The sequence below is a fragment of the Rhizobium sp. BK316 genome (assembly GCF_014193695.1).
Lineage (GTDB): Bacteria > Pseudomonadota > Alphaproteobacteria > Rhizobiales > Rhizobiaceae > Rhizobium.
In genome coordinates this window covers 468,216-486,766 of sequence record NZ_JACHZR010000003.1, presented here as the reverse complement: position 1 = coordinate 486,766, position 18,551 = coordinate 468,216, and the positions used below count along the sequence as shown (strand labels likewise).

18 protein-coding genes are annotated in these 18,551 nt (G+C 60.0%); 7 read left to right on the top strand and 11 right to left on the bottom strand.

The window, feature by feature from the left end; genetic code table 11:
- Positions 1 to 13: 13 nt before the first annotated feature.
- The gene (locus FHT87_RS16480) at positions 14 to 313 is read right to left on the bottom strand and encodes a hypothetical protein (RefSeq protein WP_183803275.1); all 300 of its coding nucleotides are present in this window, start codon (positions 311 to 313) and stop codon (positions 14 to 16) included.
- Between the two features lie 113 nt (positions 314 to 426).
- Between FHT87_RS16480 and FHT87_RS16475 the strand changes: the two genes are divergently transcribed.
- The gene (locus FHT87_RS16475) at positions 427 to 969 is read left to right on the top strand and encodes a L,D-transpeptidase family protein (RefSeq protein ID WP_183803272.1); all 543 of its coding nucleotides are present in this window, start codon (positions 427 to 429) and stop codon (positions 967 to 969) included.
- Between the two features lie 41 nt (positions 970 to 1,010).
- Here FHT87_RS16475 and tdh read toward each other — a convergent pair whose 3' ends face one another.
- The gene (tdh, locus tag FHT87_RS16470; RefSeq protein ID WP_183803269.1) at positions 1,011 to 2,048 is read right to left on the bottom strand and encodes an L-threonine 3-dehydrogenase; all 1,038 of its coding nucleotides are present in this window, start codon (positions 2,046 to 2,048) and stop codon (positions 1,011 to 1,013) included.
- A 108-nt stretch (positions 2,049 to 2,156) separates the two neighbouring features.
- A complete protein-coding gene (locus tag FHT87_RS16465) occupies positions 2,157 to 3,344 on the bottom strand; it encodes a glycine C-acetyltransferase (protein ID WP_183803266.1) in 1,188 nt (395 codons plus the stop codon).
- Between the two features lie 174 nt (positions 3,345 to 3,518).
- Between FHT87_RS16465 and FHT87_RS16460 the strand changes: the two genes are divergently transcribed.
- Together FHT87_RS16460 and FHT87_RS16455 are read left to right on the top strand one after the other, a co-directional pair.
- Positions 3,519 to 3,761, top strand: coding sequence for a type II toxin-antitoxin system VapB family antitoxin (locus FHT87_RS16460; protein WP_183731385.1), 243 nt, complete (start codon positions 3,519 to 3,521; stop codon positions 3,759 to 3,761).
- A 95-nt stretch (positions 3,762 to 3,856) separates the two neighbouring features.
- Complete coding sequence (locus FHT87_RS16455) at positions 3,857 to 4,183, top strand: VapC toxin family PIN domain ribonuclease (RefSeq protein WP_348649372.1); 327 nt, start codon at positions 3,857 to 3,859, stop codon at positions 4,181 to 4,183.
- 23 nt (positions 4,184 to 4,206) lie between these two features.
- Here FHT87_RS16455 and FHT87_RS16450 read toward each other — a convergent pair whose 3' ends face one another.
- From FHT87_RS16450 to dnaG, 3 genes are all read right to left on the bottom strand, one after another.
- Complete coding sequence (locus FHT87_RS16450) at positions 4,207 to 4,668, bottom strand: cupin domain-containing protein (RefSeq protein WP_183803263.1); 462 nt, start codon at positions 4,666 to 4,668, stop codon at positions 4,207 to 4,209.
- Between the two features lie 77 nt (positions 4,669 to 4,745).
- Entirely contained in the window at positions 4,746 to 6,611 is a 1,866-nt protein-coding gene (recQ, locus tag FHT87_RS16445; protein ID WP_183803260.1) for a DNA helicase RecQ, read from the bottom strand.
- Positions 6,611 to 8,599: a DNA primase gene (dnaG, locus tag FHT87_RS16440; protein WP_183803257.1), complete on the bottom strand. Its 1,989-nt coding sequence runs from the start codon at positions 8,597 to 8,599 to the stop codon at positions 6,611 to 6,613. Before dnaG ends, recQ begins: the two co-directional genes overlap by 1 nt.
- A 761-nt stretch (positions 8,600 to 9,360) precedes the next feature.
- Between dnaG and FHT87_RS16435 the strand changes: the two genes are divergently transcribed.
- The gene (locus FHT87_RS16435) at positions 9,361 to 10,257 is read left to right on the top strand and encodes a hypothetical protein (RefSeq protein WP_183804005.1); all 897 of its coding nucleotides are present in this window, start codon (positions 9,361 to 9,363) and stop codon (positions 10,255 to 10,257) included.
- Here the strand turns inward: FHT87_RS16435 and FHT87_RS16430 are convergent.
- Entirely contained in the window at positions 10,238 to 10,690 is a 453-nt protein-coding gene (locus FHT87_RS16430) for a GatB/YqeY domain-containing protein (protein WP_183731396.1), read from the bottom strand. The genes FHT87_RS16435 and FHT87_RS16430 overlap by 20 nt on opposite strands.
- A gap of 272 nt (positions 10,691 to 10,962) precedes the next feature.
- Between FHT87_RS16430 and carA the strand changes: the two genes are divergently transcribed.
- Both carA and FHT87_RS16420 read left to right on the top strand, forming a co-directional pair.
- On the top strand, positions 10,963 to 12,168 hold the full coding sequence (gene carA / locus FHT87_RS16425) for a glutamine-hydrolyzing carbamoyl-phosphate synthase small subunit (protein WP_183803254.1): 1,206 nt from the start codon (positions 10,963 to 10,965) through the stop codon (positions 12,166 to 12,168).
- A gap of 113 nt (positions 12,169 to 12,281) precedes the next feature.
- Positions 12,282 to 12,602 (top strand): antibiotic biosynthesis monooxygenase, encoded by a 321-nt coding sequence (locus FHT87_RS16420; protein WP_183731400.1) that lies wholly within the window; start codon positions 12,282 to 12,284, stop codon positions 12,600 to 12,602.
- Positions 12,603 to 12,618: 16 nt separating this feature from the next.
- On the opposite strand, the gene FHT87_RS16415 is transcribed toward FHT87_RS16420, so the two are convergent.
- The 3 genes from FHT87_RS16415 to FHT87_RS16405 all read right to left on the bottom strand — a co-directional run bounded on the left by FHT87_RS16415 (position 12,619) and on the right by FHT87_RS16405 (position 16,450).
- Positions 12,619 to 14,022 (bottom strand): MATE family efflux transporter, encoded by a 1,404-nt coding sequence (locus FHT87_RS16415; protein WP_183803251.1) that lies wholly within the window; start codon positions 14,020 to 14,022, stop codon positions 12,619 to 12,621.
- A 140-nt stretch (positions 14,023 to 14,162) separates the two neighbouring features.
- Positions 14,163 to 15,410 carry a TCR/Tet family MFS transporter gene (locus tag FHT87_RS16410; protein ID WP_183731405.1) on the bottom strand — a complete coding sequence of 416 codons (1,248 nt, stop codon included), beginning with the start codon at positions 15,408 to 15,410 and terminating at the stop codon, positions 14,163 to 14,165.
- A gap of 134 nt (positions 15,411 to 15,544) precedes the next feature.
- The gene (locus FHT87_RS16405; RefSeq protein ID WP_183731408.1) at positions 15,545 to 16,450 is read right to left on the bottom strand and encodes a LysR family transcriptional regulator; all 906 of its coding nucleotides are present in this window, start codon (positions 16,448 to 16,450) and stop codon (positions 15,545 to 15,547) included.
- A gap of 110 nt (positions 16,451 to 16,560) precedes the next feature.
- Between FHT87_RS16405 and FHT87_RS16400 the strand changes: the two genes are divergently transcribed.
- The gene (locus FHT87_RS16400; RefSeq protein WP_183731411.1) at positions 16,561 to 17,553 is read left to right on the top strand and encodes an aldo/keto reductase; all 993 of its coding nucleotides are present in this window, start codon (positions 16,561 to 16,563) and stop codon (positions 17,551 to 17,553) included.
- Between the two features lie 52 nt (positions 17,554 to 17,605).
- Here the strand turns inward: FHT87_RS16400 and FHT87_RS16395 are convergent, their stop codons facing one another.
- Entirely contained in the window at positions 17,606 to 18,535 is a 930-nt protein-coding gene (locus FHT87_RS16395) for a neutral zinc metallopeptidase (protein ID WP_183731414.1), read from the bottom strand.
- Between the last annotated feature and the right edge of the window lie 16 nt (positions 18,536 to 18,551).

Genomic DNA, 18,551 nt, shown 5'->3' with positions numbered 1-18,551 from the left:
CACCGGCCTCGAATCACCTATACCCACCTAACGGGATGACATTTAAAGCCTGATTAACCACGATTGCCGGCATCGGACAGCAAATTTTCATTGCCATTGGATTTCCGGCCATGGTTGTGCGATCCGCCTTGACCCAGTTCACCGCCCAAGTGAAACGGTGATTCCCACAAAATTTGTTCTCGTCAAGCTTTTCCAGAAAAAAAGCCACCGAAAACCCGGAAAAAGCCTTATCCACAGGCTTTGAACCGCGCCAGCGATTGCGATGCTTATCTAGTATGTCACCGGGAAAAGACAAGGGCTTTTGAATAAACACCGGAAGTGCCGCAGATCATTCCGACTGTACGCCATAGATTCTTCGCAAATAGCCAACATGAGCTAAAAAAAACAAACCATACACGATTATGGGGAATCCCGGTGGCAAGGATCATGACGAGAAACAGGTTGATCCTTCTGGCTGCGATCGCAGTCAGCTTTTTCGCTTATACGAAAGTGATGGCGAAGATCGGCTCAGGCTCCCCGCCTCCGGACGCGCCGCTGGAACAGCAGGCTGACCTCATCCGCGTTTATAAATCTGATCGTCGCATGGTTCTCTTCAGAGGCGATACTCCCCTTTCGACCTACCGGATCTCCCTTGGAAGCACTGCCGACGAGGGGCCGAAACAACGGGAAGGTGATGAGAAAACGCCCGAGGGGCGCTACGAAATCGACTGGCGAAATCCCAGATCCATGGCGCATCTCAGTCTGCATATTTCCTACCCAAGCCCTGCCGATCGGCAGAATGCCGAAGCGAAGGGCTACCCTCCCGGTGGCGATATCATGATCCATGGGCTCCCCAATGGCTGGGGTTTTGTCCAGAGCATGCATCTGCTCTGGGATTGGACGGATGGGTGCATTGCCGTCACCGACCAGGAGATGCGGGATATCTGGGCGCGCGTCCCCGATCATACGCCTATAGAGATTGCGCCCTAAGCTGCCGCCTTGCCGCGACGGGCCGTCATATCTGCCTCGCCTCACATCCAGTCCATCACGACCTTGCCGGAATTGCCCGAGCGCATCGCCTCGAAGCCATCGCGGAAATCGTCGATCTTGATGCGGTGGGTGATAAGCGGCGACAGGTCGAGGCCACCCTGCACGAAGGCAATCATCTTGTACCAGGTCTCGAACATCTCGCGGCCATAGATGCCCTTGAGGTTCAGCATCTTGAAGATGACCTTGTTCCAGTCGATCTCGAAGCCGGCGGGCGCAATGCCGAGGATGGCGATCTTACCGCCATTGTTCATCTTGTCGATCATGTCGCGGAAGGCAGGTGCGGCGCCCGACATTTCGAGGCCGACGTCGAAGCCTTCGGTCATACCGATCGACTTCATCACGTCGGCAAGATTTTCCTTCGAGGCGTCCACGACGTGGTCGATGCCGAGCTTGCGGGCGAGATCGAGACGATGCGGGTTGATGTCGGTGATAACCACCTTGCGCGCGCCGGAGCGCTTGGCAACGAGCGCGCCCATGATGCCGATCGGCCCCGCACCCGTCACCAGCACGTCCTCGCCGACGAGATCGAAGGAAAGCGCGGTGTGAACGGCATTGCCGAACGGATCGAAGATCGCCGCGATCTCATCGGGAATATCATCGGGAATGGCGACGACATTGGCTTCCGGAATGCAGACGAATTCGCCGAAGGAGCCTGGGCGGTTGACGCCGACGCCGAGCGTGTTGCGGCAGAGATGCCCCCTGCCCGCGCGGCAGTTGCGGCATTTGCCGCAGACGATATGGCCTTCGCCTGAGACGCGTTCGCCGACGCGATATTTGGTGACGGCAGAACCGATCTCGGCAATTTCGCCGGAGAATTCGTGGCCAACCACCATCGGCACCGGAATGGTCTTCTGCGCCCACTGGTCCCAGTTCCAGATATGCACGTCCGTTCCGCAGATCGCCGATTTCTTCACGCGGATCAGCACGTCGTTCGGGCCGACTTCCGGCACCGGCACATGTTCCATCCAGAGGCCGACTTCAGGCTTGGCCTTGACCAGTGCTTTCATCATGTTGGACATCGCTTTTCCCTTTGGCTCGCCGAGGCCAACCCTCCCCTTCTCCCCAGCGGGGAGAAGGTGCCCGAAAGGGCGGATGAGGGGGCCTCATGGCACACCGTCAACTGCTCTTCAAATCACGCCGAGTTCGCGGCCGGCGTCGGCAAAGGCCGCAATCGCCCGCTCCACATCCGCCTTCGAATGCGCGGCCGACATCTGCGTGCGGATGCGTGCCTGCCCCTTCGGCACGACGGGGAAGGAGAAGCCGATCACATAGACGCCCTTTTTCAGCATCAGTGCCGCCATATCCTGCGCAAGCTTCGCATCTCCCAGCATGACGGGGATGATCGCATGCCCCTCGCCTGCGAGCGTAAAGCCAAGCTTGGTCATTTCGGTGCGGAAGAGCGACGCATTGGCCGACAGCCGCTCGCGCAGCGCATCGCCGTTGTCGATGAGGTCGAAAACCTTCAGCGATGCGGCCGCAATGACCGGCGCCAGCGTGTTGGAGAAAAGATAGGGGCGCGAGCGCTGACGCAGCCACTCGACGATTTCAGCCTTTGCCGACGTATAGCCGCCGGATGCGCCGCCAAGCGCCTTACCGAGGGTGCCGGTAACGATATCGACCCGGCCCTCGACGCCGCAATATTCCGGCGAACCGCGACCATGCCTGCCGACAAACCCGACGGCGTGGCTGTCATCCACCATGACCATGGCACCATATTTCTCGGCGAGATCGCACACGCCCTGCAGATTGGCGATGATGCCATCCATCGAGAAGACGCCGTCGGTCGCAATCAGCTTGAAACGGCTGCCTTCGGCCTTCTTCAATTCCTCTTCCAGCGCCGCCATGTCGTTGTTGGCGTAGCGGAAACGCTTGGCTTTGGAGAGGCGCACGCCGTCGATAATCGAGGCATGGTTCAGCGCATCGGAGATGATCGCATCTTCCTCACCGAGCAGCGTCTCGAACAGGCCGCCATTGGCATCGAAGCAGGAGGAATAGAGGATCGTATCTTCCATGCCGAGGAAGGAAGAGATGCGCGCTTCAAGCTGCTTGTGCTCTTCCTGCGTGCCGCAGATGAAACGCACGGACGCCATGCCGTAGCCATAACGGTCGAGCGCCTTCTTGCCGGCTTCCGCCAGTTCCTCGTTATTGGCAAGGCCGAGATAGTTGTTGGCGCAGAAATTCAGCACGCGCTCGCCAGAGGCAACGGCGATTTCGCCGGCCTGCTTCGATGTGATAACGCGTTCGGACTTGTAGAGGCCGGCATCCTTGAGCGAGGCAAGCTCCGACTGCAGGTGGGAGAGAAATGCTTTTGTCATTGTATACGCCCTTATCCCAAAAACGTCCTCCGATGGGGGTTGCAATTAGCACAAAGCGAGTGCGCATGTCGCTGATCCGGTACGAAAATATTTTCGCAGCCGACGATCCGCCGGCACAGATATCGAAATGAATATTCAAGAATGATATTCGCATATGCAAAAAGGAATATCATCATGGCGCTTTATATTCGGGACGCCGAAGTCGACGAGCTTGCAACTGAGCTACAGCGTTTGACCAAGGCTGCGACAAAAACCGACGCTGTGCGAACGGCGCTCCATCATGAGCTTGCGCGCGCACGGCAAAGCCGGCCGTTGCGTGAACGCCTTGCGCGTGCAAAATCGCTGGCGGATGCGATGGGGCCAAATGATCCGTCGTTCGACATGAAGAAATTTAGCGACGAGATGTGGGGTAGCTGATGTTCATCGACGCATCGGCAATCGTCGCCATCCTTGCTCGATAGCCCGGCCATGAAGAGCTTGAGAAGAGTTTGGCGGCATCGGGCGATCCCGCCATGCACATCTCGCCCCTTGTCCGCTTCGTAGCCATCCAGGCACTCGCACGGCAGAAGACGCCGGCGGGCAGGAAGACGACACCCGAACTCCTAAAGGCAGCGGCCCAAGCGATCGATGCATTCGCCGAAGATCTGGTTCTTGACGAGATTTCGATCTCACATGAGATCGGCGAAGGTGCTCTGTCTGCAAGCATGCACTACGGAAAAGTCGTTGGTCATCCGGCGGATCTGAATTTCGGCGATTGTTCTGCCTATGCCTGTGCCAAAGCACTGAAAACGCGCCTTCTCTACAAAGGCAGCGATTTCCTCCATACCGATCTCGCCTGATCGCCCTCTCGAGGATCTGATATTTAGGGATCAGGACCGTCGCCGATCTCCACAAGGCCGAACCTATGCTGGATCGGCAGGATCGTTTCTGGTGTCGCGGCACCGGCCCGTTCGAGCTCCACGAAGAAATGCTCGAAACCACCCGGTGTGACGAAACCCATCATCCGCCCCATGCTGTCGCCGACATTGCGCCAGTGATGCGGCACATTCGGCGGCAGCACGACCACGGAGCCGACCGGCGCCTCGATCATCTCGTTTCCGCACCAGAAGCGGTAACTTCCCTCGATGACGCGAAAGACCTCCGTCTCGCGGGTATGCATATGCCGTGAAGGGCCGGTGCCGGGCGCCGAGAAGGTTTCCCAGATGCCGTAAGCGCCGGCCGTTTCCTCCGCCGTTGCATGAATGAACACTTGCCCGCCATGCGGATGCCTGGCAATCCGCTCGCGTCCGGGCAGTGACGCCACTGCTCTGTTGAACTGCGCCATGTAAGTTCCCCCCAAAACTCCTGAGGAACTGTAGCAGACTTCCGCGTCGCTTGCAGCGGAAGATCCGTACAGCCACGTTATTCGTCGTGGGAGAGAATAATATCCAGGAAGGCGTCGCCGTAGCGCTCGAGCTTCGACTGGCCGACGCCGGAAATGCCGAGCAGTTCCTTGCGGCTGCGCGGCCGCTCGGTGGCGAAGGCGATCAGCGTCGTATCCGGGAAGACGACATAGGGCGGCACGCCGAGCGACTTGGCAATCGACATGCGCTCGGCCCTGAGCGCTTCGAAGAGCGTGCCGTCAGCACCAGAAAGCCCCGTCCTGCGCTCCGCGCGCTCGGTCTTCTTCGCCCGGCGCTCGGAAGGCGCGCGATCCTTGCGGAAGAAGACTTCGCGCTCACGCTTGAAGACGGCACGCGACTCCGGCTCCAGTTTCAGGGCTCCGAAAGCCTCGTGATCGACACGGATCAGCCCCATGGCCATAAGCTGGCGATAGACCGATTGCCATGTACGAACGGCAATATCCTTGCCGGCGCCGAAGACCGGCATATCGACATGGCGGAAACGTTCGGTTTTCTCATTGACGTTGCCGACAAGCACATCGATGACGTGGCCGGCGCCGAAACGTTCACCGGTACGATAGACAGCCGCCAGCGCCTTGATCGCCGCCTCAGTTCCATCCCAGGTCTCGACCGGCTTCAGGCAGGTATCGCAGCCGCCGCACTTGCCGCCATGCGCCTCGCCGAAATGCGCCAGGATCGCCTGCCGCCGGCAGGATGCCGTCTCGCAGATCGCCAGCAGCGCATTCAGCTTGCCGCGTTCGATGCGCTTGATTTCGTCGGCCGCATTGCCCTCATCGATCATCCGCCGGCGCTGGATGACATCGGCCATGCCATAGGCCATCCAGACTTCGGACGGCAGGCCGTCACGTCCCGCACGGCCCGTTTCCTGATAATAGGCCTCGACCGATCCCGGCAGATCGAGATGGGCAACATAACGCACATTCGGCTTATCGATGCCCATGCCGAAGGCGACGGTCGCGACAAGGCAGAGTTCTTCTTCCTTCAGGAAGGCATCCTGGTTGGCGTCACGCAGCGCCCTGTCCATGCCGGCATGATAGGGCAGCGCCCGGATGCCCTGCGTGTTCAGCCAATCGGCCGTGTCCTCCACCTTGGCACGCGACAGGCAATAGACGATGCCGCTATTGCCCTTGTGGCCGGAGAGGAAGCGCAGGAGCTGCTGGCGCGGTTGGTCCCGCTCGACGATCTCATAGGAAATATTCGGCCGGTCGAAGCTCGTCGTGAAAACAGCGGCATTGTCGAGCATCAGCCGCTCGATAATGTCCTCCCGCGTATGCGGATCGGCCGTTGCCGTCAGCGCAATGCGCGGCACGCCGGGATATTGCTCTGTGAGCTTGCCGAGTTCGCGATATTCCGGCCGGAAATCATGGCCCCATTGCGAGACGCAATGCGCTTCGTCGATCGCAAACAGCGCGATCTTCGCATTGCCGATCAACTCGCGGAAACCATCCATCAGGATACGTTCCGGGGTGACATAGAGCAGGTCGAGATCGCCGGAGGAAATGCCTCGGCGGATCGCGACATATTCCTCGCGCGATATGGAGGAATTGAGCGCTGCGGCGCGAATGCCGAGCTGTTTCATCGCTTCCACCTGATCACGCATCAGCGCAATCAGCGGCGAGACGACGATGCCGAGGCCTTGGCGGCAAAGGGCGGGGATCTGGAAGCAGAGCGACTTGCCGGCCCCGGTCGGAAAGAGCACGACCGCATCGCCGCCGGCGACGACATGCTCGACCACTTCCTGCTGCCGGCCGCGAAAGGCGGAATAGCCATAGACGCGCTTCAGCACGTCGAGCGGCTGCGCCGTGCCTGCAAACAGGGCATCGGAGGCCGAGAATGGCGGTTCGTCGCGTTCTGTCTGCGGCATCAGTGGCTCGCAGCGCCTTTGACGCGACCGGAGAGCACACCGAAGCCATCGATAATGGCCTCCTGGTTCTCAAGCCGCAATGCCTCGAAATGCACTTCCTGGGACGCGCGCATCAACCGGTCGATCTCGGAATCGTCACCGGCCTCCGTCGCCTGCGCGATATCGCGCTCCAACTCGATCTTCTGCCAGCGCAGATCCTTGGCGCGCTTGTGGAAGGCAAGCGCCTGACGATAGCCCTCGCGGGCATCCTCCATCGCCGCCGCCTCGGTCGCCGTCCAGAGCCGCGCATTGCGCACCTGCTGATCGAGGTTTTTCAGGAGCGGGCCGAAACCCGCAACATCGAGGCATTCCATCAGATAATCACGCGTCAGATGCGGCCCGGCAACGACGGCCGCCGCCCCCAGCATCGCCGACCAGAGCTTCTGCAGGTCGCGATTGTCATAGTCGATCGCGGCAATCTCATCGTAATCGTCGAGCATCAGCGAGGGGTGATTGATGACCGTCAGGGCCAGCACGCATTCCCTGAGCGCCGCATTGTCCTGATGGCCGCGCACGAGACCCGAGCGAGCCAGACGATCCGACGCGGCGACCGGGGTTCGGGGTCCCGCCGGAGCGCCACCCTTCTGACCCCGAAAACTGCCGCCACCATTGCCACCACCAAAATTGCGCCGCTCGCCACCGCCGCGGTTCTGGAATTGCGGCTGGAAGAAGCTGTTCAGGCGATCGCGCATATCCTGCTGGTAATGGCGGCGCACATTTTCGTCGGCAATGACGGCCACGAGCTGTCTCAGCCGCGCTTCCAGTTCGGCGCGCGCTTCCGGCGTGTCGAACTTGCCGCTCCGCGCCTCGCGATCCCACAGCATTTCCGAGAGCGGCTTGGCCTGCGCCATGACCTTGTCGAAGGGCGCCCTGCCCTCGTGCTTCACGAGATCGTCGGGATCCTTGCCATCGGGCAGCAGCGCGAAACGCACGCTACGCCCCGGCTTCAGATGCGGCAGCGCCAGATCGGCGGCGCGATTGGCGGCGCGGATACCGGCACCGTCGCCATCGAAGCAGAGCACCGGCTGCGATGTCATCTTCCAGAGCAGATCAAGCTGGTTTTCGGTCAGTGCCGTGCCGAGTGGTGCGACAGCATTTGCGACGCCGGCCTGATGCAGCGCGATGACATCCATATAGCCTTCGACGGCGATGATCGTGCCCTCGCCGTTCGCGCCCTGCATCGCGCGGCGCGCACGAGCGAAATTGTAGAGCACATTGCCCTTATGGAAGAGCTCTGTCTCGTTGGAATTGAGATATTTCGCCGGCGCATCCGGCGACATGGCGCGTCCACCGAAGGCGATGACCTTCTCGCGAGAGGAAAGGATCGGGAACATGATGCGGTCTCGGAACCGGTCATAGGAGACCGGCACGTTTTCATGCACCACCAGGCCGCACGCCTCGATCTGCTCCTTGGTGACACCCTTGCCGGCCAAAAATTCCTTCAGCGCATTGCGGCTGTCAGGCGCAAACCCGAGCCTGAAGGTCTCGATCGTGCGGCCCGTCAGCCCGCGGTCGCGCAGATAGGCGCGCGCCCTGGCGCCATTGGCCGTCTGCAACTGATCCTGAAAGAACTGCGTCGCCATTTCCATGACGTCGAGAAGCGAAGTGCGCTCCTTCTCCCGCTTTTCCATTTGCGGATCGGCAACCGGCATCGGCACGCCGGCCATATCTGCGATCGTCTGCACGGCTTCGGGGAAGCTCAGGCCCTCAAGCTCGGTCAGAAAGCGGAAATGATCGCCGGTCACCCCGCAGCCGAAGCAATGGTAACGACCCTTGCGGTCCTCGCAATGGAAGCTCGGCGACTTCTCGCCGTGGAAGGGGCAGCAGGCCCAATAGTCGCCACGCGACACGTTGGTCTTGCGCTTGTCCCAGTTCACGCGCCGCGCAATCACGTTCGATATGGGAACGCGGTCACGGATATCGTCCAGGAAGGTGGGTGAAAAGCGCATCTCTACCTCTTGCAGAACCTCCATATAAGCAGCTTTGCCACGCTGCGCCACGAAACTTCTGCCTTAAATCCCGCTTTTCACAGGGCCGGCAACCCTGTCAAAAATCTCGGCAAACGCCACTCAACAAAGCGTTATCGGGGCCACGCAGAGGGTGCGACATTTTTGACATATCTCAAATTTCGAGACACCGGCATCATCCACTCCGCGAAAATCGCTCTTTAGAAAGAGCACGTAAAAACAATCTGTTATAGAAGATTCGGCCAGTATTCACTTCCCGCTCGGAGGAGCGCTGCGCGCCTCCATATTCACAGCCCGGAAGGCCGAATCCGGGATTATTATATTTTTGTAATTTGAATAAGCCGGGGCCTGGCCATAAGTTCGGTCTCAACAAAGCGATCCCCAAGCGAGGCACCATCCCTACCCCCGGCGCCGCCTCGCAAGGGTGCCTTTGCAAATACCCGCCGGCTTGGGTTTCAACCCTGCGTCGCTGACGGAAGCAAAGAGCAAGAAGGCAGGAGCGCCCCCAGCTCCTGCCTTCTTATTTTTTGGGTAATTCCAGGAAAGTGCGCAACGGCTTGCATCCGAAATTGCGTTAAGACAAATACACTGGACATTTCAGTCTTTCGGAGAAACCTGAAATGCTCAGCCCCGGCGTTGCGACTTTGTTGCGTTTAACCTTGCCGGTTAACTCCCAAAATACAAAAGCATTGACACTTCCAATAGGCGTGGCAAATGAATGCGCAAAACTCCTGGACAGCGCTATGGCCTACACCGCAGAAAAACTTGCAGCCGACGATAATTTTCTTGCTGCAATTCTTCATTGTGCCAATCAAATGCTCGCAATTTACCGCGAGAGCCCGCGTATTGCATCGATATTCGCCGCACAACAGCGCTGGCTAATGGCGCATGCGGGCTTCGCTCTCTATTACGGCTATCCAGGCGATGAGAAGCGCGGCCTTTATTCTGGCCGGTTCATCGATTTCGCCGTCCAGAACAAGATCGCCAGCCGCAACACCGCAGCCGCCTTCGTACAGGAAATGCTGGCCTATCGGTTTCTACGTTCCGCTCCGGGCGAAGACAAGCGCACCCGCTTTCTCGAACCGACGGAAACGGCCGAACAGCATTTCACCAAATGGCTGGTCGCCCACCTGATGATTCTGGATAGCCTCGACGGCGGCCGCCGTGCGGAAAATCTGACGGCCGATCCCACATTGATCGCCAGCCTTCAGCCGCTCATCGCCAGAAAGATCATCGAGACCGAAGCTGTCCGCAACCCCGGCGCCACTTTCAATCTCTTCAACTGGGCCAATTCCGGCGGCCTTGTGATGGACTATCTGATTTCGCGCCTGCCGGGCTTTCCGCATTCTACCGACCACGTCGTCGTCGGCCCACTGTCGCTGCGCGAGATCCGCGATCAGTTCATGATCTCCAACACGCACCTGAAGCGCTTGCTCACCCAGGCGGCGAATATGGGAAGCGTGGGCTGGACCGAGCCCCCGAGAAAGGGCGATTTCTGGCTCTCCCGCGGTTTCGTGCTTGAATACTGGAATTATCAGGCGGCGAAATTCGCCATCATAGACGCCGCCGCCGAGCACGTGCTGGGGCCTGCGGTCGAAGAACAACCGCAGGCGAGACGTCTTATTTCAGCAGCTCTTTGACCGTGCCGGAAGCCTTGGCAAAGTCCATCTGGCCGGCATAACGCTCTTTGAGAGCAGCCATGATCTTGCCCATGTCCTTCGGACCTTCGGCGCCGACGTCCTTGATGATGGCGGCGATATTGGCGCGCACTTCATCGTCGGAAAGCTGCTTCGGCAGAAAATCCTGGATGACGGCGATTTCGGCGCGTTCCTTTTCGGCAAGTTCCGGACGGGCATTCTCTTCGTAGATCTTCGCCGACTCATCGCGCTGCTTCACCATCTTGGCGAGGATCTGCAGCACTTCATCGTCGCCCGCCTCTTCCTTGCCGGCGCCGCGATTGGCGATGTCGCGATCCTTGATCGCAGCCTGAATGAGACGGATAGTGCCGAGACGATCCATCTTCTTCGCCTTCATGGCCTCTTTGAGCTGGGTGGTGAGTTGATCGCGCAGCATGTCACTACTCCTTTTAAAATGGCGCTTTCATAAACCACGCTGATGCATGGGATCAAATAAATTGCGAGAATCCCGCCAATATCAGCAGGAAAAGTGCCGCAATCTGCGGTACAAAGATTGACCTAGGCAGAGAGCGTGGCTATTTACCGCCACCTGCACCAAAATTCGTGATCAGGCGTCAAACGCGGCAAAAGCCGCGCGCCTGCGCCTGCGAGATCAAATGGCCGGCCAGCGTTACCCGAACGCAAGAGCCCGCCGGAAACGGGATGAAGATGACCGCGACAGCACCCTGGACAACCGAAAAGCCGACCGCCCTGCTCGTTCTTGCCGACGGCACCGTCATCGAAGGCAAGGGCATCGGGGCAACCGGCAAGGTCCAGGCCGAGGCGGTCTTCAATACGGCGCTGACCGGTTACGAGGAAATCCTCACCGACCCCTCCTATCTCGGCCAGATCGTCACCTTCACCTTCCCCCATATCGGCAATATCGGCACCAACGAAGAAGACATCGAAGACCTGACGCCGGCAGCACGCCACGGCGCCGTCGGCGTGATCTTCAAGGCCGACATCACAGAACCCTCGAACTATCGCGCCGTCAAACATCTCGACGCCTGGCTGAAGGCCCGCGGCATCATCGGCCTCTGCGGCATCGACACCCGCGCGCTGACGGCCTGGATCCGCGAGAACGGCTCGCCGAACGCCGTCATCGCCCATGATCCCGCGGGCACTTTCGACATCGATGCGCTGAAGGCGGAAGCAAAGGCATGGAGCGGCCTCGAGGGCCTCGACCTCGCCAAGATCGCCTCCTCCGGCCAGTCCTCGCAGTGGTCGCAGACCCCCTGGATCTGGAATGAAGGTTATGGCGAACTCGGCGCCTCTGACAGCAAGTATCATGTCGTCTGCCTGGATTACGGCGTGAAGCGAAACATCCTGCGCCTTTTTGCCGGCCTCGACTGCAAGGTCACCGTCATGCCGGCAACGACCAGCGCTGAGGACGTACTCGCCCTGCAGCCGGACGGTATCTTCCTGTCGAACGGCCCGGGCGATCCGGCCGCGACAGGCGAATATGCCGTGCCCGTCATCAAGGAACTGATCAGCACCGATATACCCGTCTTCGGCATCTGCCTCGGCCACCAGATGCTTGGCCTCGCTCTCGGCGCCAAGACCGAGAAGATGCATCAAGGTCACCACGGCGCAAACCATCCGGTGAAGGACCACACGACCGGCAAGGTCGAGATCGTCTCCATGAACCACGGCTTCGCAGTCGACACGAAGTCGCTGCCCGAAGGCGTTGAGGAGACTCACGTATCGCTGTTCGACGGTACCAATTGCGGCCTGCGCGTTCTCGGCAAATCGGTCTTCTCCGTCCAGCACCATCCGGAAGCATCACCCGGCCCGCAGGACAGCCACTATCTCTTCCGCCGCTTCGTCAACATGGTGCGCGAGAAGAAGGGTGAACCGGCGCTCGCCGAACGCTGACATCAGATCGAGGCTCGCTCAGGCGGGCCTTTTTCTTTGCCCGCATATTGACCTCAACTTAACTTGAGGAATTACAGAACTGCCTGCCAACATCAGATGCAGGAGAAAACTGGATGAGCGGAGCTTTCTACAGGATAGACAAATTCATCGTGCCGGCAGCGGCGCGCGAGGAATTTCTTGTCAACGTCATGATGACCCATAAGGTGCTGGAGGCGCAGGACGGCTTCATCAATCATACGGTGCTGGAACAGGTTGCCGGTCCCGGCGAATTCAATTTCGTGACAGTCGCCGAATGGGAAAGCGCCGATGTCGTCGAGCGCGTGCGGGCTGTCGTTGCAGCAGCCCATAAGGCCGCCAATTTCGACCCGCAGGAAATGTTTGCACGTCTCGGCATTCGCGCCGATATCGCCAGCTACAAGCCCGTGGCCGCCTGATACCAGGACGGCCGGCTCAGGCGCCGGCCGTTGCCCCCTCCCGGCGAACGAGAATATAGAAGCGCGCACAGAGCATGGCGGCAGCGGCCGCAAGCCCGACGAGGAAGCCGAACCAGATGCCGAGGCCGCCGAAACCGAGCGGGAAGGCAAAGGCCCAGGCGAGGAAGAAGCCGATCGGCCAATAGGCGATCAGCGCCATGATCATCGGCACGCGCGCATCCTTCAACCCGCGCAGCAAACCGCTGGCGATTGCCTGCAGGCCGTCGACAAACTGGAAGAGACCAGCAATGACGATCAGCGGACCGGCATAGGCCAGCACCTGCGGCGCCTCCGGCAGGCTGACATCGAGAAACAGGCGTCCCAGAAGTTGCGGTATGGTCGCAAAAATGATGCTGCCGATGATGGCGGCGATGCTGGCGATGATCAGCACCGTAATCGCCGCCCGCACCAGCCCGGCATGATCGCCCTGCCCGTGCGCGACACCGACGCGCACGGTTGCCGCCTGACCGAGGCCGAGCGGAATCATGAAGGCCATCGACGCCCACTGCAGAGCGATGCCATGCGCGGCAAGCTCGATCGTGCCGATATGGCCCATCAGCAGCGAGGCGGCCGTGAACAAACTGACTTCGGCGAGGATGGTGATGCTGATCGGCAAGCCCAAGCGGATGACCTCGAAGAAAGCATGCCAGTCCGGCTTCCAGAAACGAACGAAAATCTCGTAGCGCCGCGTCTCCTCCCTGCCCCGCACATAGGACAGGATGAAGAGGAAACCGGCCGTCTGCACCGCGACGGAGACGATCGCAGCGCCTTCAAGCCCCATCACCGGCAGGCCGAAATGACCGAGCACCAGGATATAAGCGCCAATCGCATTCAGCACCAGCATGGCGATGGTGACCTGGAGAATGACACCGGCTTTGCCGATGGCGCTGACGAGCGCGCGCATGACATTGTAGAGCAGGCCCGGCAGCACGCCGAACTGACCGATAATGATATAGCCGTGCGCGAGCTTCGCGACCTCAGGCTTCTGCCCGAAATACCGCAGGATCGCCTCGGAATTGAAGAAGGCCGGCTGCATCAGCAGCCAGTAGCAGATGACTACCCAGATCCCCATGCGCAGCGACCGGCGCACCGTCACCACGTCGCCGCTGCCATAGGCATGCGCCACCATCGGGATGACGGCGATGGCAAAGCCCGAGCCGAAGATCAGGATCGTAAACAGGAACTGCGCGGAAAGTACCATGGCCGCGAGGTTTTCGGCACCGAGCTGGCCGACGATCATCACGTCGGTCATGCCGATGCCGAATTGCGCCAGTTGCGCACCGATCAGCGGCACGCCGAGCATCAGCGTGGCGCGGATATGCGCAGACCAGCGGTTGTCTGCTGCAGGCGCGATGGTGCGCACGTCGATCGGCGTGTCCATGACACTATTCCTGAGATTGAATCGTTAACGGCCGCAGGGCGGCAAAATATCATGCCGGCTTAGAGCAAAGCGGCGCAAAGAACCACCCCAAAACAGGCAGATGCTGAAAAATTCATCACAGCTTCACTGTTTTTGATGGATCATTCCGCCGCGTTGAAGACTCCAGCCGGCGCCTTCGATCTCCTCACTCGCGTCAGGAATACAACTGCAGAGACGAGAATGAAAAATGCTGCGAGGAGAAAGGGCGCACCGGCGAAGGTGACCGGCGCGTCCGGCTTGGTGAAATAGCCGAACATCTGCGTGAAGATCAGCGGGCCGATGATCGTCGTAATGCTGCTGATGCTGGTGAGCGCGCCTTGCAACTCGCCCTGCGCCGAGGGCGGCACCTTGCCGGCGGCGATGCTGCGCAATGGCGGATCGGCAACATTTTCCATGACTGTCAGCACGATCACCGTGTAGACGACCCAGCCTTCCCAGGCGAAGGCATAGCCTGTGAGGGCTGTCATCGAGAAACACAGGCCGAGTAGCGCCGTCTTCCATTCACCGAGAACAGGCACGACGCGCGGCAGCACGAGCCCCATGACCAATGCGGCACCAATGCCGTAGATGCCGAGCGAGAGGCCGATCTGCCCTTCGCTCCATCCGTATCGGAAGGTCGTGACGAAGGACCAGACCGAAGGATAAACGGCATGGGCGAGGAAAAACAGGAACATCACGAGGCAGACCCAACCGATGCCGGGATAGTGTCGCATCTGCCGCAAGGCACCGAGCGGGTTTGAGCGTTTCCACTCGAAGCTGCGGCGGTTCTTTGTATCAAGCGTTTCCGGCAGCAGGAAACAGGCTGCGATGAAATTGACGAAGGAAAGTGCGGCCGCACCGTAGAACGGCACGCGCGGCCCGAACTCGCCAAGAAATCCGCCAAGGACCGGACCGACAGTGAAACCAACGCCAAAGGCGATACCGATCAGGCCGAAATTCTTCGCACGGTTCTCGTCATTGCTGATATCGGCGATATAGGCCGAGCAGGTGGCGAAACTGCCGCCACTGATGCCGGCAAGCACGCGACCGACGAAGAGCATCCAGTAGCTGGTAGCGACAGCGCAGATGAAATTGTCGAAGGCGAAGGTCAGCACCGACAGCAGCAGGATCGGGCGGCGCCCGAAACGGTCGCTCAGGTTTCCGAGCAGCGGCGCAAACAGGAACTGCATCAGCGAATAAATGAGCATGAGCCAGCCGCCATCGACCGCCGCATCGCTGACCGTGCCGCCGGTCAATTGCTCGAGATAGACAGGCAGGACCGGCATGATGATGGCAATGCCGATAACATCCAGAAAAAGGATGATGAAGACCAGGAAAAGGCCGCGGCGAACGAATTTCGGATCAAGCATGAAGCATCTCTACAGTCGACATTTTCTGGAAAGACGATCTCGTCGCCGAAGATGTGACATAGCTCATTGCAGCGACCGAAACAATACGTGAACATTTCAATGTTCTTGATGACAACTCCGCTGAAATAGATGGTTCAGGCGCTTTTTCGCTGCTCCATCCGCACAAAATCCACAAAAGCCCGCAGCGGCGCGGGCATGTGATGGCGGCTTGGATAATAGAGGAACGGGCCGGAAAATTCGCTATCCCATTCGCTCAGGATCGGCATCAGGCGGCCATCCGCGATGCCGGGCACAACCAGTTCCTCGAAAGTTCTGACAACGCCGAGCCCGGCGAGCGCCGCCTCGATTTCCATATCAACCGCGTTGGCGATGACGGGACCTGACGGCGCGATGACCAATACCTCTTCTCCACGTTCGAATTCCCAGGGGAGCGAGGCTCCGCTTAGAAAGCGATGGCGGATGCAGCTATGCTCCAGCAGATCCCGCGGATGCTGCGGCACGCCGCGCCGCTCAAGATAGGCGGGAGCGGCCGCCGTCACATAGCGCTGCCTGCGTGGACCGATCGGCACCGCGATCATGTCGCGTTCCAGCCTCTCGTCGTATCGAACACCGGCATCAAAACCGGCGGCCAGCACATCTATAAATGTATCCTCGGCGATGATCTCAAGCGTGATCTGCGGGTAAAGCGCCAGAAACCGCACTGCGAGATCAGCCATGAAAAGCTTTACGACAATGCTCGGTACATTCAGCCTGAGCGTGCCCACCGGATTGTCGCGAAAACTGTCGAGTTGGCCGAGCGCAGCCGCCACTTCCGAAAGCGCCGGCGAAAGCTTTTCGAGCAATCTCTCGCCCGCCGCCGTCGGCGTAACAGAGCGCGTCGTGCGGTTCAGAAGCCGGACACCGAGCCGTTCTTCCAGCCGCCGCAGCGAATCGCTCAGGGACGACGCCGAAACCCCGCGCTTGCGGGCCGCCGAGCGGAAACTCCGCTCCCTTGCAATTGCGGCGAAGGCATCCAGATCACTGAGGGGAAGATCATCCATTGTGCATTTTTCCGTACGGCCTGTTCGAGACTATCCGGATTATCGCACAAACCCGGCTGCGGTAAAACGGCATCCGAAGACGCCACCAGGCGTCGCTGAAGGAGAAGAAGATGCAGACCTATCGTTTGGGAAAGACTGGCCCGGAAGTCTCGGTCATCGGCCTCGGCTGCATGGGCATGTCGGGCATGTACGGCCCGTCTGACCGCGCTGAGAGCATTGCCACCATTCATGCCGCGCTCGATGCGGGCATCAACCTGCTCGACACCGGCGATTTCTACGGCATGGGCCATAATGAAATGCTGATCGGCGAGGCGCTCAAGGGCCGCAAGCGCGAAAACGTCGTCATCAGCGTCAAGTTCGGCGCGCTGCGCGATCCCGCGAATGGCTGGAACGGCTATGACGCCCGTCCGATCGCCATAAAGAACTTCCTCGCCTACACGCTGCAGCGCCTCGGCGTCGATTACATCGACATCTACCGCCCTGCCCGCCTCGATCCGAACGTGCAGATCGAGGACACGGTCGGTGCGATTGCCGATCTCATCAAGGCGGGTTATGTCCGCCATGTCGGTCTCTCGGAAGTCGGCGCCGATACGATCCGCCGGGCCGCTGCCGTTGCACCGATTGCCGACCTGCAGATCGAATATTCGCTGATCTCCCGCGGCATCGAAGACGAAATCCTGCCGGTGACCCGCGAGCTCGGCATTTCAATCACCGCCTATGGCGTGCTGTCGCGTGGCCTCATCAGCGGCCACTGGCAGAAGGGGCAGCAGGCCGCCGGCGATTTCCGCGCCGTCAGCCCCCGCTTCCAGGACGGCAATGTCGACGAGAACCTTGCTCTGGTCGAAGAACTCAGAAAGATCGCCACACTCAAGGGCGCCTCGGTCGCCCAGGTCGCCATCGCCTGGGTGGCGGCACAGGGCAAGGATATCGTGCCGCTTATCGGCGCCCGCCGTCGTGATCGCCTGACGGAAGCGCTCGGCTCCCGTGCGGTGGAACTGACTTCTGACGATCTTTCCGCCATCGAACGCGCCGTGCCGAAGGGTGCCGCCAAGGGCGCCCGTTATCCGGAAGCCCAGCTCAAGCATATGGACAGCGAAAAGTAAGTTATCGCACTGCCGGCACCCTGCACTGAACGCCGGGTGCCGGATCTCCTGATCAAATCGGGTTGGAGAACGTATCGCAGGCCGAAAGCTGCCCGCTGTCGAAACCACGCTTGAACCACCGCATGCGCTGCGCCGACGTACCGTGGTTGAAGCTTTCTGGAACAACATAGCCCTGCGAGCGCTTCTGCAGCGTATCGTCGCCGATCTGCTGCGCCGCGTTCAGCGCCTCCTCCAGATCGCCGGCCTCGAGAATACCCTTCTGCTGCGTATACTTGCCCCAGATGCCGGCGAAGCAATCCGCCTGCAGTTCAACCCGGACCGACATCTTGTTGGCATCGGCCTCGCTCATGCTCTGGCGCGCCTGATTGAATTTCGGCAGGATTCCGAGCAGGTTCTGCACATGATGGCCGACCTCGTGGGCAACCACATAGGCTTCGGCGAAATCGCCGGATGCGCCGAACTGGTCGGAAAGCTGCTGGAAGAAGGCCGTATCGAGATAGACCTTGTGATCGCCAGGGCAATAGAACGGCCCGGTCGCGGCGGATGCAAATCCGCAGGCCGACTGCGTCTGTCCGGAGAACAGAACGAGGCGCGGTTCCTCATAGTCCTTGCCCTGCGACTGGAAGATGCCGTGCCAGGTATCTTCGGTTTCAGCAAGAACCGTGCGCACGAAAGCGGTCATCTCGTCATTTGCCGGAGCCTGCGAGGAGGATTCGCTTTGCGTGTAGCCACCCCCGCCCGTCGAGCCGCCGCCTTCCATCACCTGCATCAGGTCGATGCCCATCGCCTTGAAGATCAGGTAGATGACGACGAGGAAGATGATTGTGCCGATGCTGAGCCCGCCGCCGCGACGGCCAACGCCGCCGCCCGATGGAAAGCTGAAGCCGCCGCCGCGGCCGAATGGATTGCGTCCCATACCACCGGATGGATCGCCGCGGCGATCCTCGACATTGTCGGACTGACGCCGGCCTTTCCATTCCATCTTCGATCTCCCCCGG

What these genes read in the sequence shown, in the direction of transcription:
- tdh (WP_183803269.1), bottom strand. Translation starts at nt 2,048, where the DNA reads ATGTCCAACATGATGAAAGCACTGGTCAAGGCCAAGCCTGAAGTCGGC.
- FHT87_RS16395 (WP_183731414.1), bottom strand. Translation starts at nt 18,535, where the DNA reads ATGGAATGGAAAGGCCGGCGTCAGTCCGACAATGTCGAGGATCGCCGC.
- FHT87_RS16450 (WP_183803263.1), bottom strand. Translation starts at nt 4,668, where the DNA reads ATGGCGCAGTTCAACAGAGCAGTGGCGTCACTGCCCGGACGCGAGCGG.
- carA (WP_183803254.1), top strand. Translation starts at nt 10,963, where the DNA reads ATGACCGCGACAGCACCCTGGACAACCGAAAAGCCGACCGCCCTGCTC.
- FHT87_RS16410 (WP_183731405.1), bottom strand. Translation starts at nt 15,410, where the DNA reads ATGCTTGATCCGAAATTCGTTCGCCGCGGCCTTTTCCTGGTCTTCATC.
- FHT87_RS16420 (WP_183731400.1), top strand. Translation starts at nt 12,282, where the DNA reads ATGAGCGGAGCTTTCTACAGGATAGACAAATTCATCGTGCCGGCAGCG.
- FHT87_RS16405 (WP_183731408.1), bottom strand. Translation starts at nt 16,450, where the DNA reads ATGGATGATCTTCCCCTCAGTGATCTGGATGCCTTCGCCGCAATTGCA.
- FHT87_RS16455 (WP_348649372.1), top strand. Translation starts at nt 3,857, where the DNA reads ATGCACATCTCGCCCCTTGTCCGCTTCGTAGCCATCCAGGCACTCGCA.
- FHT87_RS16475 (WP_183803272.1), top strand. Translation starts at nt 427, where the DNA reads ATGACGAGAAACAGGTTGATCCTTCTGGCTGCGATCGCAGTCAGCTTT.
- FHT87_RS16400 (WP_183731411.1), top strand. Translation starts at nt 16,561, where the DNA reads ATGCAGACCTATCGTTTGGGAAAGACTGGCCCGGAAGTCTCGGTCATC.
- FHT87_RS16430 (WP_183731396.1), bottom strand. Translation starts at nt 10,690, where the DNA reads ATGCTGCGCGATCAACTCACCACCCAGCTCAAAGAGGCCATGAAGGCG.
- FHT87_RS16415 (WP_183803251.1), bottom strand. Translation starts at nt 14,022, where the DNA reads ATGGACACGCCGATCGACGTGCGCACCATCGCGCCTGCAGCAGACAAC.
- dnaG (WP_183803257.1), bottom strand. Translation starts at nt 8,599, where the DNA reads ATGCGCTTTTCACCCACCTTCCTGGACGATATCCGTGACCGCGTTCCC.
- recQ (WP_183803260.1), bottom strand. Translation starts at nt 6,611, where the DNA reads ATGCCGCAGACAGAACGCGACGAACCGCCATTCTCGGCCTCCGATGCC.
- FHT87_RS16465 (WP_183803266.1), bottom strand. Translation starts at nt 3,344, where the DNA reads ATGACAAAAGCATTTCTCTCCCACCTGCAGTCGGAGCTTGCCTCGCTC.
- FHT87_RS16435 (WP_183804005.1), top strand. Translation starts at nt 9,361, where the DNA reads ATGGCCTACACCGCAGAAAAACTTGCAGCCGACGATAATTTTCTTGCT.
- FHT87_RS16460 (WP_183731385.1), top strand. Translation starts at nt 3,519, where the DNA reads ATGGCGCTTTATATTCGGGACGCCGAAGTCGACGAGCTTGCAACTGAG.